Origin of the sequence: Streptomyces endocoffeicus, from assembly GCF_016741935.1 — a bacterium.
GTDB lineage: Bacteria > Actinomycetota > Actinomycetes > Streptomycetales > Streptomycetaceae > Streptomyces > Streptomyces endocoffeicus.
Map to the genome: position 1 here is coordinate 237,596 of NZ_JAERRG010000014.1, position 19,188 is coordinate 256,783.

Below are 19,188 nucleotides of genomic sequence, written 5' to 3' on the forward strand. Positions count from 1 at the left end.
CGACGACCGCACCGGCGCCCCGGGCATCCGGATGCGCCGACAGCGCGTCTAGATGGACCGGCCGTCGCCCGCCAGCGCCTCGATGCCCTTGACGATCTTGTCCATGTCGCTGAGCGGCGGCGCCTTGTCGCTCTCGTCGAACCCGAAGCGCACCACGACCATCGCGTCCGGCATGGTGGGCGAGGGGAACGCCACCGACTGGACGATGCCGTCGTCGCCCTTCTTCGTCACCACCTTCCAGCGGACCAGATAGCCCTTCTTGCCCGCGACCTCGACCGCCGACGCCTTCAGCTGCTTGTGGGAGGTGATCCCGCCGTACGCCTTGCGGTCGGTGTCCCGGTCCGTGCCGTAGGACTCCTCGGCGTTCTGCGCGATGTCCTCCTTGGCTATGCCCTTGGCGGAGGTGGCCTTGTAGCCCTCGGCGGTACGGGAGAAGGCGCCGCCGCGCACACAGTCGGTGGACGGGTCGCCGGGGCAGGGGTAGCGGGAGGTGGTGACGCCCGCGCCGCCGGAGCTGCTGCGCCCCGCCTGCCAGCCGGAGAGCACCGGCAGGCTGATGCCGTTGCCCGGGTCAGGGGCGGTGTCCGGGTCGTAGCTGGGCGGTGCGCTGGGGCTCTCGGTGGGCCCCTCCGAGGGGTTGTCCGGGGTGGGGAGGTCCGGGGCCGGGTCGCCGCCGTCGTCCGGCTCGGAGGTGCTGGGGGCGGGCCCGGTCTGGGCGTTCCCACCGCCGTCGCCGCCGTCGCCCAGCAGCACGATGCCACCGACGATCGCGGCGACGACGACGCCGACGGCGACGGAGAGCGCCGCGATCCTCGGCCCGCGGCCCCGGCTGTGGCCGTGTCCCCCCTGCCGCCCTGGCAGGTAGGGGGGTGGCGGCGGACCGAAGGCCGGGTCCGCGGCGCCCGAGGCATCACGGGTGTACTCGGTCCAGGCCGAGCCGTCCCACCACCGTTCCATGGCGGGGCCGTTACCTGCGTAGCCGGGATCGGGGTACCAGCCGGGGGGCGTGTTCATGGTCACACGGTCAGCCTATGGCCAGGGGTGGGGTCCGTACACCGCGGATAGCAGGACTACGCACCCGGACTACAACGGCGTGACATATGCCCCGGCGATCCCGCCGTCCACGAGGAACTCGGCGGCGTTGACGAAGGACGCGTCATCGCTGGCCAGGAAGGCCACGGCGGAGGCGATCTCCTCCGGTTCGGCGAACCGGCCCACCGGTACGTGCACCAGCCGGCGCTGGGCCCGCTCCGGGTCCTTGGCGAACAGCTCCTTCAGCAGCGGGGTGTTGACCGGCCCCGGGCACAGCGCGTTGACCCGGATGCCCTCGCGGGCGAACTGCACGCCCAGTTCGCGGGACATGGCCAGCACCCCGCCCTTGGAGGCGGTGTAGCTGATCTGGGAGGTGGCGGCGCCCATCACGGCCACGAACGAGGCGGTGTTGATGATGGAGCCCCGGCCCTGCCGCCGCATGTACGGCAGCGCGGCCTTGCAGCACAGATAGACGGAGGTGAGGTTGACCTCCTGGACCCGCTTCCAGGCGTCGAGCCCGGTGGTGAGGATCGAGTCGTCGTCGGGCGGGGAGATCCCGGCGTTGTTGAACGCGATGTCCACCGAACCGTAGGTGTCGAAGGCGGTCTTGAAGAGCGCCTCGACCTGCTCGGGGTCGGTCACGTCCACCCGCACGAACAGCCCGCCGACCTCTTCGGCCGCGGTCTTGCCCGCGCTCTCGTCGATATCGGCGCAGACGACCTGCGCGCCCTCGGAGGCCAGGCGGCGCGCGGTGGCCAGGCCGATGCCGCTGCCCGCTCCGGTGACGACGGCGGTACGGCCCACCAGGCGGCGGCACACGGGGGTCTCGGTCACGTCACTGCTCCTCGGTGCTGATGAAGACGTTCTTGGTCTCGGTGAAGGCGGTAAGGGCGTCGGGGCCCAGCTCCCGGCCCAGGCCGGACTGCTTGTAGCCGCCGAAGGGGGTGGCGTACCGCACGCTGCTGTGTGAGTTGACGGACAGGTTCCCGGCGGCGACGGCGCGCGAGACCCGGACCGCGCGGCCCACGTCACGGGTCCAGATCGAACCGGACAGGCCGTAGTCGGTGGCGTTGGCCAGCCGTACGGCGTCGGCCTCGTCCTCGAAGGGGAGGACGACGGCGACGGGGCCGAAGATCTCCTCCACGGCGGTGCGGTCCCCGGGGCCGGTGGCCTCCAGCACGGTGGCCGGGTACCAGAACCCCTTGCCCTCCGGGGCCTCGCCGCGGATCGCGGCGGGCGCGTCCTCGGGTACGTAGGACCGTACGCGCTCCCGCTGGGCGGCCGAGATCAGCGGGCCCATGGCGGTGGCGGGGTCGGCCGGGTCGCCGACCGCGAAGGAGGTCACGGCGGGCGCCAGCAGCTCCATGAACCGGTCGTAGACGCCGCGCTGGACCAGGATGCGGCTGCGGGCGCAGCAGTCCTGTCCGGTGTTGTCCAGGAAGGAGCCGGGCGCGGCGGCCGCGGCGCGCTCGAGGTCGGCGTCGGCGAAGACGATGTTCGGGCTCTTGCCGCCGAGTTCGAGGGTCACCCGCTTCACGCCCGCGGCGCATTTGGCCATGATCTCCTTGCCGACGGCCGTGGAGCCGGTGAAGACGACCTTGGCGACGCCGGGGTGCTCGACCAGCGCGGCGCCGGCGACCGGCCCGGCCCCGGGCAGCACCTGGAAGAGCCCCTCGGGCAGGCCCGCCTCCAGGGCGAGTTCGGCCAGCCGGAGCGCGGTGAGCGGGGTGGTCTCGGCCGGTTTGAGGACGACGGCGTTTCCGGCGGCCAGGGCGGGCGCGGTGCCCCAGGCGGCGATGGGCATGGGGAAGTTCCACGGCGCGATGACCGCGACCACGCCCAGCGGCTCATGGAAGGTGACGTTCAGACCGCCGGCCACCGGGATCTGGGCGCCGCTCAGCCGCTCCGCTCCCCCGGCCGCGTAGTCCAGCAGATCGCGCACATTGCCCGCCTCCCAGCGGGCGTTGCCGATCGGATGGCCCGCCTCGCGGACCTCGAGGGCGGCCAGTTCCTCGAGGTGCCCGTCCACGGCGGCGGCGAAGCGGCGCAGCAGCCGGGCGCGGTCGGCGGGCGCGAGCGCGGCCCAGCCGCGCTGCGCCTCGGTGGCGCGGGCCACGGCGGCGGCCACCTCGTCCGGGGAGGCGGCGGGGACGGTGGCGATGACCTCCTCGGTGGCCGGGTTGAGGATGTGGTGTTCGTGGGGGTGTTCGGTGCTCACTCGCTGGTTCCTCACATGCGCTCGAAGGACCGGAAGCGCTCCCAGTCCGTGACGGCGGTGTCATAGGCGTCCTGCTCGACGCGCGCCATGTTGAGGTAGTGCTCGACCACCTCGTCGCCGAAGGCGGCCCGCGCTATCGGGCTGTTCCGCCACAGCTCGGCGGCGTCGCGCAGCGAGGTCGGGACGTGCTCGGCGGCGCCGGTGTAGGCGTTGCCGGTACAGACCTCGGGCAGCTCCAGCTCCTGCTCCACGCCGTGCAGCCCGGCGGCCACCATCCCGGCCACGGCCAGGTACGGGTTGACATCGCCGCCGGGGAGCCGGTTCTCCAGCCGGTGGGAGGGCCCGTGGCCGATGATCCGCAGCGCGCAGGTGCGGTTGTCCGGGCCCCAGGCGACGGCGGTGGGCGCGAAGGAGCCGGGGCGGAACCGCTTGTAGGAGTTGATGTTCGGGGCGTAGAGCAGGGTGAAGTCGCGCATCGCCGCGATCTGTCCGGCGAGGAAGTGGCGCATGGTCTTCGACATGCCGTACTCACCGTCGTCGTCGGCGAGCACGGGGTGCCCGGCCTCGTCGCGCAGCGAGAGGTGGATATGGCAGGAGTTGCCCTCGCGCTCGTCGTACTTGGCCATGAAGGTGAGCGCCATGCCCTCCTGGGCGGCGATCTCCTTGGCGCCGGTCTTGTAGACGGCGTGCTGGTCGCAGGTGGTCAGGGCGTCGGCGTAGCGGAAGGCGATCTCGTGCTGGCCGAGGTTGCACTCCCCCTTGGCCGACTCGACGGTCATCCCGGCGGCGCCCATCTCGTTGCGGATGCGGCGCAGCAGGGGCTCGACCCGGCCGGTGCCGAGGACGGAGTAGTCGACGTTGTACTGGTTGGCGGGGGTCAGTCCGCGGTAGCCGGTGTTCCACGCCTGCTCGTAGCTGTCCCTGAAGACCATGAACTCCAGCTCGGTGCCGGTGTACGCGGTCCAGCCGCGTTCGGCGAGCCGGTCGAGCTGACGGCGCAGGATCTGGCGCGGGGAGGCGACCACCGGGCCGCCGTCGTGCCAGGCGAGGTCGGCGGTGAGGAGGGCGGTGCCGGGGTTCCAGGGGGTGCGGCGCAGGGTGGCGGTGTCGCCGTGCATGGCGAAGTCGCCGTAGCCGCGCTCCCAGGAGGACATGGCGTAGCCGTCGACGGTGTTCATCTCGGTGTCGACGGCGAGGAGGTAGTTGCAGCCCTCGGTGCCGTGTGCCAGGACGTCGTCGAGGAAGAAGCGGGCGGCGAACCGCTTGCCCTGGAGCCTTCCCTGCATATCGGTGAAGGCCAGGACGACGGTGTCGATCTCCCCGGCGGCGACCAGTCTGGTCAGCTCGTCGACCGAGAGCGGGGGCGTGCGGTCTGCCACGGTGGGGCCTCCTGCGTCGGAGAATGCGGGGGAACGGAGGGTGCGGAGAGGGGTCGGGGGGCGTGGGGTGGGCCTTAAGGTAATACCGCAGACCATTGGTTGGGAAGTAGGTGCGGACGGTTCGATGAGCGAGAGCGGGAGTGGGCGCGGGAGCGCGGCGGACGACCGGCTGGCGCCGGTGCTGCGCCCGGTGCGCGCGGGGAACGGCTTCGAGGAGGCGCTGGAGCAGATACTCCAGGTGCTGCGGCTGGGGCTGGTCCCCGACGGCGGCCGGCTCCCGGCCGAGCGGGAGCTGGCCGACCGGCTGCGGATCAGCCGGGTGACCCTGCGCGAGGTGCTGAAGGTGCTGCAGGACCAGGGGCTGGTGGAGAGCCGCCGCGGCCGCTACGGCGGCACCTTCGTCCGGGCCAGGCCCGAGCCCGCCGAGGGCGGCGGCGAGGACGAGCTGCGGCGCCGGGTCGAGGCGGTCGACGTCGAGGACACCCTGCGGTTCCGCGAGGTCCTGGAGGTGGGCGCGGCGGGGCTGTGCGCCGCGCACGGGCTGGACGAGGGGCGGGCGCGGCGGCTGCGGGCGGCCCTGGACGCGACGCGGGACGCCCCGCTGGCCGACTACCGCCGCCTGGACACGATGCTCCACCTCACGCTCGCGGAGCTGGCGGGCTCACCGTCGCTGGCCGCCCAGTACGCGGCCGTCCGCGCGACCGTCAACGACCTGCTGGACTGCATCCCGCTGCTGGTCAAGAACCTCGAGCACTCCCAGGCCCAGCACGGGGCGCTGGTCGAGGCGGTGCTGGACGGGGACGCGGACGGGGCGCGCGAGGTGATGCGGGAGCACTGCGAGGGCACGGCGGCGCTGCTGCGCGGCTTCCTGGTCTGACCGGCCGACCCCCGGGGGTCCTTAACCACGGTTTTACGCAGAGGTCTTGCGCATCGCCGACCGGAAGGCAAAGGTATGGCCCCACACCTTTGCCATCGCCCCCTCGTGTGGAGCAGGAGTGTCCCCCATGGCCGACGGTACCGAATCCGCCCGCACCGAATCCGCCGGCGCCTCCACCGGCGGCGCCCCGCCGGGCGGCGGCCCGGCGCCATCCCCCGAGGACGCGTATCTGGAGCGCCGCACCCTGCGGCGCGGCAGCGCGGGCCCGCTGCTGCTGACCGGCCTCGGCGTCGCCTACGTCGTCTCCGGCGACTTCTCGGGCTGGAACTTCGGCCTGGCGGAGGGCGGCTTCGGCGGCCTCGCCATCGCCGCCCTGCTGATGGGCCTGATGTACGCCTGCATGGTGTTCGCCCTGGCGGAGCTGGCCGCGATCCTCCCCACCGCGGGCGGCGGCTACGGCTTCGCGCGGCGCGCCCTCGGCCCCTGGGGCGGCTTCCTCACCGGCACGGCGATCCTCATCGAGTACGTCCTGGCGCCCGCCGCCATCTCCATCTTCATCGGCGACTACGTCGAATCGCTCGGGCTCTTCGGCCTGGAGTCCGGCTGGCCGGTCTATCTGGCGTGTTTCGTCATCTTCATCGGCATCCATCTGTGGGGCGTGGGCGAGGCCCTGCGGTTCAGCCTGGTCGTGACCGCCATCGCCGTCGCCGCGCTGCTGGTCTTCGCCGTGGGCGCCCTCACCGACTTCGACGCGGGCTCGCTCAACAACATCCCGGCGGACCACTCCTCCTTCGGCTCGAGCTCCTGGCTGCCGTTCGGGCTGCTCGGCATCTGGTCGGCGTTCCCCTTCGGCATGTGGTTCTTCCTGGGCGTCGAGGGGGTGCCGCTGGCGGCGGAGGAGACCCGGGACCCGGCCCGTACGCTGCCGAAGGCCATGGCCTGGTCCATGGGCATCCTGCTGCTCCTCGCCCTGCTCACCTTCCTCGCGGCGACGGGGGCGCGCGGCCCGAATGCCGTACAGGACGCGGGCAATCCGCTGGTCGAGGCGCTCCAGCCGGACGGCAAGGCCACGGTGCTGTCCCGGATCGTCAACTACGCGGGCCTCGCCGGGCTCGTGGCCTCCTTCTTCTCGCTGATCTTCGCCGGTTCGCGGCAGTTGTTCGCGCTCTCCCGGGCCGGCTATCTGCCCCGCTTCCTCTCGCTGACCAGCAGCCGCAAGGCCCCCTACCTGGGCCTGCTGGTCCCGGGCGCGATCGGCTTCGCGCTCGCGGCGTGGACCGGCGACGGCGCCCGGATGCTCAACACCGCGGTCTTCGGCGCCACCATCTCGTACGCCCTGATGTCGCTCTCCCACATCGTCCTGCGCCGCCGTGAACCGGGCCTGGAGCGTCCCTACCGCACCCCCGGCGGCACGGTGACGTCGTCCCTCGCCTTCGTCCTGGCCTGCTCCGCGCTGGTGGCCACCTTCCTGGTGGACAAGGACGCGGCCTTCATCGCGCTCGGTGTCTACGCGGTGGCGCTGGCCTACTTCGCCTTCTACAGCCGCCACCGCCTGGTCGCGGCCGCGCCGGAGGAGGAGTTCGCGGCGCTGGCGGAGGCCGAGGCGGAACTGTCCCGCGACTGAGACCATTCCCGCGACGGGAGAACCGTCCCACGGCCGGGAACCGCCCCGCGACCGAGAACCGTCCCGCGACGGAGAGCGGTCCAGCGGCCGGGAACCGTCCCGCGACCGAGCAGATCCACGAAGATTCGGAGTCCCCGGTGTCCAAGCCCCTGATCGGCGTCAGCACCTATCTCGAACCCTCGGCGAGCTGGGGCGTGTGGAACCTCCCCGCCGCGCTGCTGCCCGCGGGCTACCACCTGCTCGTCCAGCGCGCGGGCGGCCTGGCGGCGATGCTGCCACCGGACGCGGACCCGGCCGCCGCCGCGTCCGTCGTCTCCCGCCTCGACGGGCTCGTCATCTCCGGCGGCCCGGATGTGGAACCGGTGCGGTACGGGGCCGAGGCGGAGCCGCGCACCGGGCCGCCCGCGCGGGAGCGGGACGCCTGGGAGCTGGCCCTGATCGAGGCGGCCCTGGCGTCGGGCACTCCCCTGCTGGGCATCTGCCGCGGCCACCAGCTCCTGAACGTCTCCCTCGGCGGCACCCTCGTCCAGCACCTGGACGGTCATGTGGGCCCGCCCGGCGTCTTCGACCACCACGAGGTGAAGCCGGTCCCGGGCACGCTCCTCGCCGGGATCCTCCCGGAGCCGGTGTCCGTCCCCACCTTCCACCACCAGTCCGTGGCCCATCTGGGCAGGGGACTGACCCCCTCGGCCCACGCCACGGACGACGGAACGGTGGAGGCGGTGGAGCTGCCGGACGCGGAGGCGTTCGTGCTGGGCGTCCAGTGGCATCCGGAGGCGGGCGACGACCTACGGGTCATGCGCGCCCTCGTGGAGGCGGCGTCGGGCTGAGGAACCGACAGGGGACTGACTCAGCCGAGCTTGAGCAGCAGTTCGGTGAGTTCACCCGGCATGGTGACCATGCAGTCGTGACCGGTCGCCAATTCCCACACCTGTGACGGACTGCCGTTGGGCTGGACGGCGGGGACGGGGCGCCGGGTGATGCCCTCCGGCACATTGGCGACGCAGTGGATATGCGTCCGCGGGATCGCGTTCACGGCCGGGTTGTCCAGCCGGACCGGCTGCTGGAGGCAGCGCACCGGCTGATCCGACAGCATCGACCGCAGCCACTCCACATCCGCCGGTTCGGTGACCCCGAACAGACCGTGGGGCGGCGGCATCACGTCCGGCGGCGGAATCCGCCACCCGCTCTCCGACGCCACGGCCTGGTCGATCCAGCCCTGGACGACGGGCATCACATCGGCCGCGCTCTCGCCGTCCGCCGGGTCCATCGCGTCGAGATGGACCAGTTGCGCGATCCGCTCCGGGACCCGGTTGGCGGCGGCGGCGATGACCAGCCCGGCATAGCTGTGCCCGACGAGCACCACGTCGGTGAGGTCCCCTTCGGTGATCAGCCCGACGATGTCGTCGACATGCGTATCAAGCCCCACCTCCGGGCCCGCCAGATGCGCCGTGTCGCCGTACCCGGTCAGCGTCGGCGCCAGCACCCGATGCCCGGCCGCCGCCAGCAGCGGGACCACCCGCTCCCAGCACTGCCCACTGTGCCAGGCACCGTGCACCAGCAGATATGTCGACATGGCTCTGCTCTCCATCCGCGCGCAAAGAAACGGGACACTGTCCCGATTGAAGATATGGGACAGTGTCCCGCTTAGCAAGCGGGGACCGGCGCGACGGTCAGGAGTTGATCTCGTACGGGTCGCCGTAGACCTTCCACTTCAACGGGGGCGCCAGGTCGAAGTTCTTCTCGTTGAGGAACTTCCGCTGCTCGGTGTCGACCCGGCTGGTGTCGCTGTGCGCCTCCTCGCTCTTCATGGCCTCCTTACGGGCGTCGAGGAAGGCGTTGAGATAGGTGGTCTCATTGCCGCCCTGCGCCGGGGACTTGGCCTTGGACAGGGCCGTCTTACGGATGCCACCGAAGCTGTACTTGCTGTCACCGGGGCCGTGCATCACGATCGCGTCGTAATAGACGAACTGGCCGAGCGCGCCCACGCCGTCGTCCTTGCCCTGCTTGACGGCCGGATTGAAGTAGACGCGGTCGCGCTCGTGCTCCTGGGCGTCCTGGAACGCCTTGTCGGCGGCGGCCTTCTTCCAGTCCTTGGTGAAGTTCGGGTCGAGGCCGTCGTGGGAGTCGCTGCCGTCGACGTCGCGCAGCGCGGGGAGGTACTTGGCCAGGACGTTGCCGGGCTTCTGCTGGGTGTAGTACTCGACGAGTTCCAGCATGTCGCCGGTGCCGGAGCAGAATCCGATGATGCCCGCGGTGTAGCCGCGGCCGTCGCCTATGTCCTCGATGTACTTGAACTGGGCGCGCCAGTCGAGCGAGGAGTTCTCGGCGCTGGAGACCAGCTTCATGGCGATCTCCTTCTTCGCCGGGTCGTCCAGGTTGCTCGCCGCCGCGGCCTTGTGCGCCGAGTGGGTGTGGCGCGCGTCCGACGAGGACGGCAGGTGGTCGGACGCCTGCCCGACTCCGACGCCGGTGAAGACGAGCGCGGCCGGTACCGTGACGGCCACGGCCGCGAGGCCGATCCTCCTGTGCATGGGGGACATGGGGACTCCGTTCCTTGTCGACTGTGGGGGAAGTGCGCGCGGCCGCCCCAGGGCGCGCCGGGGCGGCCCCGGACCCTGAGGCGATCCGTTAGGAACCTTTCCTAACCATTCAAGCGAGCGCGCCATGCCCACCACAAGGGTTTCGACGCCATTCAGCGCCATTCGACAAAGAAGCAGCCCGTGTCGTACCGCCCCGGGAGGCGGCGCCAACCCCCGTGTTACGACTGGGGGATGGGCATCGCGGGGTCCGCGCCGCCGGTCGCCCCGGGACGCTTTCCGGTCGCCCCCGAAGCCCCGGCCCCGGACGGTCCGGCGGGAGCGGCCGGCTCGACCGCGCCCTCGGCCGCGGCCGGTACCTCCGTCACCGGCCGTGCCGCGATCGCCCGCCACCACGGCTCCAGCGGCAGCCCGCGCTCCGGCTCGAACGGCTGGCCAGGACGCGGAACGGCCACGGTGGCCCCGGCCTCCTCGGCCGCCGCCACCGTGCCCTCGGCGGGCTCCTCCCACGGATGCGGGGCGAGGTTGAAGGTGCCCCAGTGGATCGGCAGCATGATCCCCCGCACCGGGTCCCCGCCCTGGAGATCGAGATGGGCCCGCATGCCCTCCTCGGGGGTCATATGGATGTCCGGCCAGTAGTCGGAGTAGGCACCGATCTGGATCATGGTCGTGTCGAACGGCCCGTATGCCGCGCCGATCTCCGCGAAGCCGGAGAAGTAGCCGGTGTCCCCGCTGTGGTAGATCCGGCGCCCGGAACCGGCCACCACCCAGGAGGCCCACAGGGTGTGCTGGGTGTTGCGCAGCCCGCGCCCGCAGAAGTGGCGGGCCGGGGTGGCGGTGAGCGTGAGCCCGGCGACCTCGGTGGACTCGTGCCAGTCCAGCTCGGTCATCCGCTCGGCCGGGACGCCCCAGCGCTCCAGATGAGCCCCCACCCCGAGCGGGACGACGAACATCGCGTGGCTCCGCACCAGCGCCCGGATCGTGGGCATGTCCAGATGGTCGTAGTGGTCATGGGAGATGACCACCGCGTCCACCGGCCCCAGCTCCCGCAGCGGCACCGGCACCGGGTGCAACCGCTTGGGCCCCACCAACGAGAAGGGCGAACAGCGCTGTCCCCATACGGGGTCGAACAGCACCCGCCGCCCTTCGATCTCCGCCAGCACACTGGAGTGCCCCATCCAGGTCAGCCGCAGCCCGGAGGCGGGCGGAGTGGCCAGATCGGCGACGGTGGTGGGGTGCACCGGCACGGTCCCGGCCGGGGCCCGGCGGACGCGCTCCTCCTTGCGGAAGTAGGTGGACGCGAACTTCAGCATCGAGCCGGACGGGACGGTGCGGGCCCCCACCGGGTTGACGAACACACCGTTCGCGAAGTTCGGCGACCGCCTGATGCGCTCCATCCGCTCCCCACCGGGATCCGCCCCGAAGGCGGCGGGGCGCAGCGCGGCGGTGAGCCGGGAACGTGTCGGATGGGAGCCGGTCACGGGGCCTCCAGGGTGAGAGGGCGGGAGCGCTCCAACGCGCGGTGCCGTTGGGCCGCAATGACACAACTCTTACGAGGGGGGACCTTGTTCCGGAACGGCACTCCCGGCCGAGATGAAGGACAGCAGCAGGTGGTCCTCCAGCGGGCGGTAGCCGAGACGCTGGTAGAGGGCGTTGCTGGTGGGGTTGTCGAGATCGGTGAAGAGCAGGACCTCCTGCACCCCGGCGGCCCGCGCGGCCCCGCTCACGGCGGCCGTGGCGGCTCCCGCGTAGCCACGTCCGCGCAGCTCGGGCGGGGTGTAGACCAGGCTGACCCGGGCCATGCCGGCGATCGTACGGCTGATCCCGGCGCAGGCCACCGGCCGGCCGTCGAGCTCCCACAGCGTGATCCCGTCATGGCCGAGCTTGTCGTCCACCTGCGCGGCGGCGTCGCCCCTCAGCGCGCCGGTCTCGCGGGCGAACCCCTCGCACCAGGTGATCAGCAGGTCCCGGTCGGCGGTGGTGGCGGTCCGGGGCCGCCCGGGTGGGGCGGGGTCGGGCGGGGTGAGGGCATCGAGCCGATAGAGCCGGTGGGTCTGCTCGACGGTGCTCATCGCACCGGCGAGGTCCGTCCAGGTGGCGGCGAAGGTCTCGGCGGTCTCGCGCCCCGCGTTCACCCCGGTGACCTTCAGCTCGCCGTCCCGGGCGAGGGTGCGGGCGAGGGCCCGGGCCGCCTCGCCGGAGAGGGCGGAGAGCAGCGGGGGGTACGGCGGGGTGCACAGGAACACGCCCTCCACCGCCCCGCCCCCTCCGGTCCACCAGCCGTAGACCGGCGGCTCGGCGCCGTATCTGCCGCTTCCCGCCACCGTGAGGGAAGTGACCACCGTGAGCAAAGTGGTGTTCCGGGCCGGGTGGGCGCGCAGGAAGCCACCCGCCGCGGCCCGGAACTCCTCGAGGTCGTACGTCACCGTCCACGCCATGTGCTCCAGGCTGGCGCGTGGCGGCGGAGCGGCGCACCTCAATTTCCTCGCTTCCGACCGGACGGCCGCTCGGCGGCCGGTCATCGGCGGCCGGTCATCGGCGGCCGGTCAGCAGCTCAGGTTGGAGCCGGGGGTGGTGCCGAGTATCTGAACGAACCGCTGGTAGGCGTCTATTCGGCTCTGCACCTGACCGGGGTTGCCGCCGTTGCACTCCAGGCTGCCGTTGATGGCGCGGATGGTCTCGCCGAAGCCGCGCTGGTTGACCATGGCGTCGTGCGGGGTCATCGAACCGGCCCCGCGCTGGGTGTTCCAGAACCACAGGGCGGTCTTCCAGGACACCGCGGCGTCCCGCTCCACCAGCCAGGGGTTGCCGAGCAGATCGATACCGAGCGCGTCGCCCGCGGCCTTGTAGTTGAAGTTCCAGCTGAGCTGGATCGGTCCGCGGCCGTAGTACGCCGCCTGGCCCGCGGGGCAGCCGTAGGGCTGGTTCCAGTCGCAGTAGTGCGGGTAGTTGGAGGTGTTCTGCTCCACGATGTGGACCAGGCCGCCGGTCTCGTGGTTGACGTTCGCCAGGAAGGCGGCCGCCTCCTGCTTCTTGACGGTGTCGCTGCCGGTGTTGGCGAAGCCGGGGTAGGCGCTCAGGGCGGCGGTCAGGCCCTGGTAGGTGTAGAACGAGTTCCGGTTCGGGAACATCTGGTTGAACTGCGCCTCGCTCACCACGAAGCCGCTCGGGTTCTGGCCCTCGCCGCCGCAGTTGTAGGGCTCCCAGTACCAGGTGCTGATCACCGGGTCATAGCCCGGGTTGTCGTGCTCCGCGCGGTAGTACTTGCCGTCGGTGTACCGGACGATGTCGCCGGTGACGTACGGCTTGCCCGCCACCCAGTTCGGGTAGTTGCAGGCCGCCTGGGCGGTCGTTCCCGCCGCCGAGGCTGAGGCCATGGGCATGACAAGCAGACTCGCACACACCGCCGCGGTCGCCGCGAGCGGCGCCAGAACACGTCGTCTCCACATGGGGCCGATCTCCTTCGCGTGGGGGGCCCTGGAACTCTGAGGGACACTCAAGCGGTTTGGTCTATACCAGTCAAGGTATAGACCAAACCTTTGTGCGGGGATGAGTAAAAGGGCGGACATCACGGGATGACCGGAAGAGCGGACATCACGGGATGCCGGAAGAAAGGCGCCGAGGCCGGTGGTGCCGGTTCCGTCAGTCCGGCAGCAGGTGTGACACCAGGGTGCGTGCCCATTCGGCGGTGGGGGCCTGGTCGGTGAAGACGGCCCGGTAGTAGAGGGGGGCGAGCAGAGCCTCGGTGGCGCGTTCGACGGTCGGGGCCCAATTGCCCCGGGCACGTTCCCGGTCGAGCATGGCCTGGAGCTGCTGCTGACGCTCCCCGGTGCACGCGCCGGCGCCCTGCTCCCCGGCCGTGCCGATGGTGGCGCGCACCAGAGGCAGGGCGTCCGGGTCGTTGAGGTCCTTGGCGAGGTCGGACGCATAGCGTTCCAGGTCACCGCGGAGACTTCCGGTGTCCGGCACCACGATGCCATCGGAGAAGCGGCTGGTCGCGACGTCGGCGAGCAGGTCGCCGACGGAGCCCCAGCGGCGGTAGACCGTGGTGGCGTGCACGCCCGCCCGGGTGGCCACGACCGGGATCGTCAGCGGTTCGTCGGCCTCGTCGGTGAGCAGCTCCCTGACGGCCCGGTGGACGGCCGCGCGGATGCGGGCGGAGCGGCCGCCGGGCCGGCTGCCGGTGCGGGGCACGGGGGAAGTCGTAGCGGGCATGCCACCAGTATCGCACTGATCGCTGCTTTTTTAGCGCAGCGATCAGTGCGTTAGTGGTACCTTGAAGCCACTAACGCAAAGTTCACTGCGAGGCCGTATATGCCCATTGAATCCGCTGCCACCGCCGCACCGCCCGTCGCCGATCCGCGCCACGTGCCACGGAAGGGTGCGTTCCGCTCCGTGGCCGCCACCTTTGTCCTCTTCCTGGCCGCCTCCAGCGCACCCTCCCCGCTCTATGTGATCTACCAGCGGCAATGGCAGTTCACGGCGTGGGTGCTGACCCTCGTCTTCGCCCTCTATGTGGTCGGCCTGCTGGGCTCGCTGCTCGTGGTCGGAGCGCTGTCGGACCATCTCGGCCGCCGGCCGGTGCTCGCCGCGGCGATCGGCCTGGAGATGGTCGCGCTCACGCTGTTCCTCACCGCCGGGAACGTGGTCGTCCTGGCCGCCGCCCGGGTGCTGCAGGGCATCGCCACCGGGGCGGCGACGACCACCCTGAGCGCCACCCTCGTCGACCTCGAACCGCCGCACGCCCGTGGCCGCGCGGGCACCGTCACCTCGGTGTCCCCCCTGACCGGGCTCGCCCTCGGCGCTCTCGGCTCCGGTGTGCTGGTGGAGTTCGGCCCCGCCCCGACCCGGCTGGTCTACGCACTGCTGTTCGGCGGAATGGTGCTGGTGGCGGTGGCCGTCGCCGTCCTGCCCGAGACGTCTCCCCGTCGGCCGGGAGCCGTCGCGTCCCTGCGTCCGCGGGTCGCCATGCCCGCGCATCTGCGCGCGGACATCCTCCCGGTGGTGCCGGCGATGATCGCGGGCTGGGCCCTGGCCGGGATGTACCTCTCGCTCGGCCCGTCCGTCGCGGCCAAGTTGCTGGGGCTGCACAGTCATCTGGTCGGCGGCGTCGTCGTGACGCTCCTGACCGGCACCGGCGCACTCGCGGTCTTCCTGCTCCGCTCCCGGTCCGCGTCCTCGCTGCTGACGCCCTCGTCCGCACTGCTCGGGCTCGGCACCCTGATATCACTCGCCGGAATAGCGGAGGACCTCACCTGGCTTGCCGCCGTCGGCACCGTCGTCGCGGGCCTCGCCCTCGGTGCGTCGGTGCTGGCGACGTTCGGCACCTTCGCCCGGGTCGCCGAGCCGCACGAGCGCAGCGCGGTCTTCGCGCTGGCGAACGTCATCGCCTATCTGGGAAACAGCGTGCCCGCCGTACTCGGGGGAATCGCCGTCACCGTCCTGGGGCTGAGGACCGCCGCCGAGAGCTACGCGCTGGCGATCGCGATGATCGCCTTCTCCGTCCTCGTCCTGCGCCTGAACCGGGTACGGGCGCGGCGCCGTGACGTCATGGCCCCGTGCGGATGAGGGGCCGGCCCACGGCAGAGGATCCCTCGACCGCCCTTTTCATCCACCACCCGATACGGCATTGCACAACGCGGAACAAGGAGACACCGTGACCACGACAAGCAGGCCCAGGAAGAACCTCGAGGTGCGGCGATCGGACCACACGACGATCCGGTACACGGCCGGCGGTCCCGCCGGAGGGCCGACTCTGGCTCTCATCCACGGCTGGGCGTGCGACCGCGGCGACTTCGACGCGGTGACCGACCATCTGCCCGAGGACTACCGCGTTCTCGCGATCGACCTCGCCGAGCATGGCGAGTCGCGGTCGACGCGGGACGTCTGGACCATGGAGGAGTTCGCCCGCGACGTGGCGGCGGTGCTGGAAGCCGAGTCGGTGGAGACGTGTGTCGTGGCCGGGCACTCCCTCGGCGGGGCGGTCGCCGTCGAAGTCGGCCGGCTGCTCCCCGCCACGGTCTCTCATGTGGTCGCACTCGATGCGCTGCACTATCTGTCCCTGTTCCCGGCGCTGAGCGACGAACAGACCGACGCGATGCTGCGCATGTTCCGTGAGGACTTCGCCGGAGCGGTGCGGGGCCTCGTCGAGGGAGGTTCGCCGGCCGGGACCAGCACGGCTCTCAAGGATGCGTACTTCGAGAAGATGGTCGCGGTGCGGCAGCCCGCGGGTCTGCGTTCCATCGAGGGTCTGGTGCGTTGGGACATGGACGCGGCGCTGCGCGAGACCAAGCAGCCGATCACCGTGTTCGCGATACGTGACCTGGTGACGCGCGAAGCGATCGACCGCTACGGGGACCGCTTCGACATCGTGCTCGTCGACCTGGGCAGCCACCACTTCCAGGTGGAGGCACCCGAAGGCACGGCGAAGATCCTGGCCGGCGTGGGGACCGAGTAGGGATCCGGGAACCGGCCCTCGCTCGCGGCCCGGGGCCGAGCGCGGGATCAGGTCTCGCGCTCGGGGCGGTAGGTGTCGGCGTCCACCTTCCGGTCGCCGAGCAACAGGCGGGCATGACCGATGAGTTCAGCGCCCATCCGAAGCCGAACCGCTTCCATCTCGTCAGCCAGTTTCGACTGGCAGCCCTCACCGGCTACAGCCGCCATCCGCACCGAAGCGCCGGTCTGCCATGCCGGACCGGCGCCTCGGTGATCTCGGTGGACGGCGACGGCACGGTGCGCCGCGCCCCGCCGGTAGCCTCATGGTCGGTCGGTCACACTGTTTCCCCCTCGATCCCCCTCGGTCACGATGAGCGTCACAGAACCGGACGTCACGGAGGACGTCACAGGCACAGAAAGTCCGCTTCCCCGGCCTTCGCACTCTGTATGAAGCGTTTCATCTCCAGATGCGTGTAGATCAGGGCCGGTCCGTCCGGGTCGGTCGACTGGCGCAGCGCCACCCGCCCGTCCGTCAGTCTCATCGCCTCGACGCAGCTTCCCCCATTGCCACCGCTCCACGGCTTGTGCCAGCCCTCGCTGCCGAGGTCCCTCGCCGGCATGCCGCTGTAGACGCGATTCCCGCATATGCGATCCATCGTTCAGATCTCCTTGCGAATGCGACTCAGAATGGCCTGAGTCGTCTGTGCAGGCGCGGCCTGCGCGCACATCCGGTCCAGGGCCTCCAGGAACGCCGATACATCATCGCGCTGGTCGAAGTAGGAGCCGCTGACGAGCGTCTCCGTATACGCGATATCGGGCAGCTCCGGGATCGGGAACCGGAAGATATGGAAGGGACCGTACATCGCCGGGTGCGGACCGGCGTCGAACGGCATGATCTGCAGCCGGATATGAGGGGCCTCCGCCTCCTCGATCAGCCGCATGATCTGGGCACGCATGGTCTCGGCGCCGCCGATGGGGCGGCGCACCACCGTCTCGTCCATGACCACCCACAGCATCGGCGGGTTGTCCCGGGTGAGCAGTGCCTGGCGCTCCATGCGGAGGGCTACGTTGCGCTCGATCTCCGATTCGGGCGCATGCGGCATGCCCGCGCGGAGCACCGCGCGGGCGTAGTCCTCGGTCTGCAGCAGCCCCGGGATGTAGTGCGGCTCGTAGGCCCGGATCAGATTGGCCTCGACCTCCAGGCTGACGAAGGTGTTGAACCACTCCGGCAGGACGTCCCGGAACCGGTGCCACCAGCCGGCCTTGTTGGCCTCGCGCGCGAGGGAGAGGAACCCCTCGACCTCCTCGGGGTCGGCGACGCCGTACGTGCGCAGCAGCTTCTCGACGTACGGGAGCTTCAGGCCGACCTCGGCCTTCTCCATCCGCCGGATCGTGGCATGGGTGACGTCCAGGGCGCGCCCGGCCTGCTCGAACGACATCCCGGCCTTCTCCCGAAGGTCCTGGAGCCGTTTGCCGAGCACGACTCGCAGGACGGTCGGGGCTCCGCCCGCCCGCGCATCCGCCACTACCGTCCCCCTCCAAGTACCTTCACGACACAGCAGTCTGGCATGGGCTCAGCATTCCGAACAGCCTGCGCTTGCGATTCTGTAATTTACAGATTGAACCTTGCCATACGCGAGCGTGACAGAGCATAGTGGCGGCGTGGCTCCTTCCTATGAGGCTCTCCGGTTAGGGCGCGGCGGCACCGTGGTCGCTCCGCCCCGCCACGACGTGTTTCGTCTGCCGGCGCTGAGCACGTCCGTCGCCGAGGCGAGAAGGCATGTCGTCCGGCGGCTGGGCTCATGGGGCATCGACCAGGACACCCGGGACAGCGCGGAGTTGATCGTCTCCGAGCTCTTCACCAACGCGGTGCGCCACACCTCCAGCGAGGACGTTCGCTGCTCACTCCAGCTCATAGGCACCCGGCTGCGGCTCGAAGTGGCCGACCAGGGCTGTGCGCGCACGGTGCCGGAGGCCCGGTCGGTGAGCGCGGACCAGGAGGGCGGCCGCGGGCTGATGCTGGTGGAGGCCATGTCGGAGGCCTGGGGGGTCAGGCCGAACCAGGGCGGCGCGGGCCGCGCCGTCTGGGCCTACCTGGCGATATAGCGGCCCTGCGGCGACGACACGACGGACGAGCGGTGCCGAGGGAATAGGGGCAGCGACAGCGCACCGGGCGGTCAGCCTCGGGGCGCCAACGGGGGTCTGCCCCTATTCCTCCGGGACCGCTTCGGGTCACGGATCGTTCAGGGCCTGTGTCATATCCCCGGCCGGATCACACAGGCCCTCAGGGCCGCAGCGGCAGCAGATCGGGCCGCTTGGGCTCCACATGGTCACCCGACGACTCTCCGCGCAGCCGTCGGCCGATCCAGGGCACCAGATATTCGCGCGCCCAGTGGATGTTGTCCCGGCGCACCTCGGCCGCGGTGCGCTGCCCCTCCGGGGGCCAGGGCTGATCGGGGTCGGCCGGGACGTCGAGGCCGAGCACCTGACCGGCCCTCAGCGCGACCCGGGTGTGCCCGTCCGCCGACAGATGCAGCCGGTCGGCGTCCCAGGCCCGGCGGTCCTGCACCGAGCGCAGCGACCACAGGTCGAGCACCGGGCAGCCGTGGCGGTCGGCGATCGCCCGCACATGCGCCGTATACGTGGCGATCTTGCCCCGCAGATGGCGCAGCACCGGCACCCCTCTGGTATCGAAGCCGGTGCACAGCAGCACCGTGCCCACCCGCGCCCGGAGGTCGGCGACGGCCGCCTCATAGCGCTCTGCCACATCGTCGGGGTCACTGCCGGGGCGCAGGATGTCATTGCCACCCGCGCAGAAGGTGACGAGATCGGGGCCGAGTTCGATGGCGCGGGCCACCTGTTCGGCCACGATCTGGTCAAGGAGTCGACCGCGTACGGCCAGATTGGCGTAGCGGAAATCGTCGTGGGGTCGTTGGTCGGACAGCAGGACGGCGAGCCGGTCGGCCCAGCCGACGAACACCCCGTCAGGACCGGGGTCGCCGACGCCCTCGGTGAAGCTGTCGCCGACGGCCGCGTAGGACCCGATGGAACCGTTGCTGAATCTCTCCTTATCGTCTGCCACG

General features: G+C 71.1%; 19 protein-coding genes and 1 pseudogene. 7 read left to right on the plus strand and 13 right to left on the minus strand.

The genetic code is table 11. The annotated features are described in order from the left end of the window. Positions 1–48 precede the first annotated feature (48 nt). The 4 genes from JK364_RS31125 to JK364_RS31140 form a co-directional block, all read right to left on the minus strand. The gene (locus JK364_RS31125; protein ID WP_201854663.1) at positions 49–1,014 is read right to left on the minus strand and encodes a DUF2510 domain-containing protein; all 966 of its coding nucleotides are present in this window, start codon (positions 1,012–1,014) and stop codon (positions 49–51) included. 69 nt (positions 1,015–1,083) lie between these two features. Beyond that, a complete protein-coding gene (locus tag JK364_RS31130) occupies positions 1,084–1,866 on the minus strand; it encodes a 3-oxoacyl-ACP reductase (protein WP_201854664.1) in 783 nt (260 codons plus the stop codon). A gap of 1 nt (position 1,867) precedes the next feature. Beyond that, positions 1,868–3,250 (minus strand): aldehyde dehydrogenase family protein, encoded by a 1,383-nt coding sequence (locus JK364_RS31135; RefSeq protein WP_201854665.1) that lies wholly within the window; start codon positions 3,248–3,250, stop codon positions 1,868–1,870. An 11-nt stretch (positions 3,251–3,261) separates the two neighbouring features. Next, the gene (locus JK364_RS31140) at positions 3,262–4,629 is read right to left on the minus strand and encodes a glutamine synthetase family protein (RefSeq protein WP_201854666.1); all 1,368 of its coding nucleotides are present in this window, start codon (positions 4,627–4,629) and stop codon (positions 3,262–3,264) included. Between the two features lie 124 nt (positions 4,630–4,753). Between JK364_RS31140 and JK364_RS31145 the strand changes: the two genes are divergently transcribed. The 3 genes from JK364_RS31145 (at position 4,754) to JK364_RS31155 (ending at position 7,960) form a co-directional block, all read left to right on the plus strand. Beyond that, the gene (locus tag JK364_RS31145; protein ID WP_201854667.1) at positions 4,754–5,506 is read left to right on the plus strand and encodes a FadR/GntR family transcriptional regulator; all 753 of its coding nucleotides are present in this window, start codon (positions 4,754–4,756) and stop codon (positions 5,504–5,506) included. A 127-nt stretch (positions 5,507–5,633) separates the two neighbouring features. Beyond that, a complete protein-coding gene (eat, locus tag JK364_RS31150) occupies positions 5,634–7,130 on the plus strand; it encodes an ethanolamine permease (protein ID WP_201854668.1) in 1,497 nt (498 codons plus the stop codon). A 137-nt stretch (positions 7,131–7,267) separates the two neighbouring features. Then, positions 7,268–7,960, plus strand: a complete 693-nt coding sequence (locus JK364_RS31155; RefSeq protein ID WP_201854669.1) for a gamma-glutamyl-gamma-aminobutyrate hydrolase family protein — start codon at positions 7,268–7,270, stop codon at positions 7,958–7,960. 20 nt (positions 7,961–7,980) lie between these two features. Here JK364_RS31155 and JK364_RS31160 read toward each other — a convergent pair whose 3' ends face one another. The 6 genes from JK364_RS31160 to JK364_RS31185 form a co-directional block, all read right to left on the minus strand. Then, positions 7,981–8,706 (minus strand): alpha/beta fold hydrolase, encoded by a 726-nt coding sequence (locus JK364_RS31160; RefSeq protein WP_201854670.1) that lies wholly within the window; start codon positions 8,704–8,706, stop codon positions 7,981–7,983. Positions 8,707–8,803: 97 nt separating this feature from the next. Continuing rightward, on the minus strand, positions 8,804–9,673 hold the full coding sequence (locus JK364_RS31165; RefSeq protein WP_201854671.1) for a chitosanase: 870 nt from the start codon (positions 9,671–9,673) through the stop codon (positions 8,804–8,806). Positions 9,674–9,891: 218 nt separating this feature from the next. Continuing rightward, the gene (locus tag JK364_RS31170) at positions 9,892–11,151 is read right to left on the minus strand and encodes an MBL fold metallo-hydrolase (RefSeq protein WP_201854672.1); all 1,260 of its coding nucleotides are present in this window, start codon (positions 11,149–11,151) and stop codon (positions 9,892–9,894) included. Positions 11,152–11,220: 69 nt separating this feature from the next. Continuing rightward, entirely contained in the window at positions 11,221–12,108 is an 888-nt protein-coding gene (locus JK364_RS31175; protein WP_201854673.1) for a GNAT family N-acetyltransferase, read from the minus strand. 108 nt (positions 12,109–12,216) lie between these two features. Beyond that, positions 12,217–13,119, minus strand: coding sequence for a glycoside hydrolase family 19 protein (locus JK364_RS31180; RefSeq protein WP_201854674.1), 903 nt, complete (start codon positions 13,117–13,119; stop codon positions 12,217–12,219). 193 nt (positions 13,120–13,312) lie between these two features. Further along, positions 13,313–13,885, minus strand: coding sequence for a TetR-like C-terminal domain-containing protein (locus tag JK364_RS31185; protein WP_201854675.1), 573 nt, complete (start codon positions 13,883–13,885; stop codon positions 13,313–13,315). 180 nt (positions 13,886–14,065) lie between these two features. Here JK364_RS31185 and JK364_RS31190 point away from each other — a divergent pair, with 180 nt between their 5' ends. The 3 genes and pseudogenes from JK364_RS31190 to JK364_RS55650 form a co-directional block, all read left to right on the plus strand. After that, entirely contained in the window at positions 14,066–15,238 is a 1,173-nt protein-coding gene (locus tag JK364_RS31190) for an MFS transporter (protein ID WP_307841430.1), read from the plus strand. An 88-nt stretch (positions 15,239–15,326) separates the two neighbouring features. Next, entirely contained in the window at positions 15,327–16,127 is an 801-nt protein-coding gene (locus JK364_RS31195; RefSeq protein ID WP_201854677.1) for an alpha/beta fold hydrolase, read from the plus strand. A 185-nt stretch (positions 16,128–16,312) separates the two neighbouring features. After that, positions 16,313–16,411 (plus strand): annotated as a pseudogene (locus JK364_RS55650) (STM4011 family radical SAM protein); the annotation flags it as partial. Positions 16,412–16,509: 98 nt separating this feature from the next. Here the strand turns inward: JK364_RS55650 and JK364_RS31200 are convergent. Both JK364_RS31200 and JK364_RS31205 read right to left on the minus strand, forming a co-directional pair. Then, positions 16,510–16,761: a DUF397 domain-containing protein gene (locus tag JK364_RS31200; RefSeq protein WP_201854678.1), complete on the minus strand. Its 252-nt coding sequence runs from the start codon at positions 16,759–16,761 to the stop codon at positions 16,510–16,512. A 3-nt stretch (positions 16,762–16,764) separates the two neighbouring features. Next, positions 16,765–17,631 carry a Sco1979 family transcriptional regulator gene (locus tag JK364_RS31205; RefSeq protein ID WP_201854679.1) on the minus strand — a complete coding sequence of 289 codons (867 nt, stop codon included), beginning with the start codon at positions 17,629–17,631 and terminating at the stop codon, positions 16,765–16,767. Positions 17,632–17,767: 136 nt separating this feature from the next. On the opposite strand from JK364_RS31205, the gene JK364_RS31210 reads away from it, so the two are divergent. Further along, complete coding sequence (locus tag JK364_RS31210; protein WP_243146363.1) at positions 17,768–18,211, plus strand: ATP-binding protein; 444 nt, start codon at positions 17,768–17,770, stop codon at positions 18,209–18,211. A 178-nt stretch (positions 18,212–18,389) separates the two neighbouring features. Here JK364_RS31210 and JK364_RS31215 read toward each other — a convergent pair whose 3' ends face one another. Further along, complete coding sequence (locus JK364_RS31215; RefSeq protein ID WP_201854681.1) at positions 18,390–19,187, minus strand: SGNH/GDSL hydrolase family protein; 798 nt, start codon at positions 19,185–19,187, stop codon at positions 18,390–18,392. Between the last annotated feature and the right edge of the window lies 1 nt (position 19,188).

Excerpts from the sequence above, each read along its gene's own strand:
- JK364_RS31125 (WP_201854663.1), bottom strand. The coding sequence starts at position 1,014 with ATGAACACGCCCCCCGGCTGGTACCCCGATCCCGGCTACGCAGGTAAC.
- JK364_RS31145 (WP_201854667.1), top strand. The coding sequence starts at position 4,754 with ATGAGCGAGAGCGGGAGTGGGCGCGGGAGCGCGGCGGACGACCGGCTG.
- eat (WP_201854668.1), top strand. The coding sequence starts at position 5,634 with ATGGCCGACGGTACCGAATCCGCCCGCACCGAATCCGCCGGCGCCTCC.
- JK364_RS31160 (WP_201854670.1), bottom strand. The coding sequence starts at position 8,706 with ATGTCGACATATCTGCTGGTGCACGGTGCCTGGCACAGTGGGCAGTGC.
- JK364_RS31165 (WP_201854671.1), bottom strand. The coding sequence starts at position 9,673 with ATGTCCCCCATGCACAGGAGGATCGGCCTCGCGGCCGTGGCCGTCACG.
- JK364_RS31175 (WP_201854673.1), bottom strand. The coding sequence starts at position 12,108 with ATGGCGTGGACGGTGACGTACGACCTCGAGGAGTTCCGGGCCGCGGCG.
- JK364_RS31180 (WP_201854674.1), bottom strand. The coding sequence starts at position 13,119 with ATGTGGAGACGACGTGTTCTGGCGCCGCTCGCGGCGACCGCGGCGGTG.
- JK364_RS31185 (WP_201854675.1), bottom strand. The coding sequence starts at position 13,885 with ATGCCCGCTACGACTTCCCCCGTGCCCCGCACCGGCAGCCGGCCCGGC.
- JK364_RS31200 (WP_201854678.1), bottom strand. The coding sequence starts at position 16,761 with ATGGATCGCATATGCGGGAATCGCGTCTACAGCGGCATGCCGGCGAGG.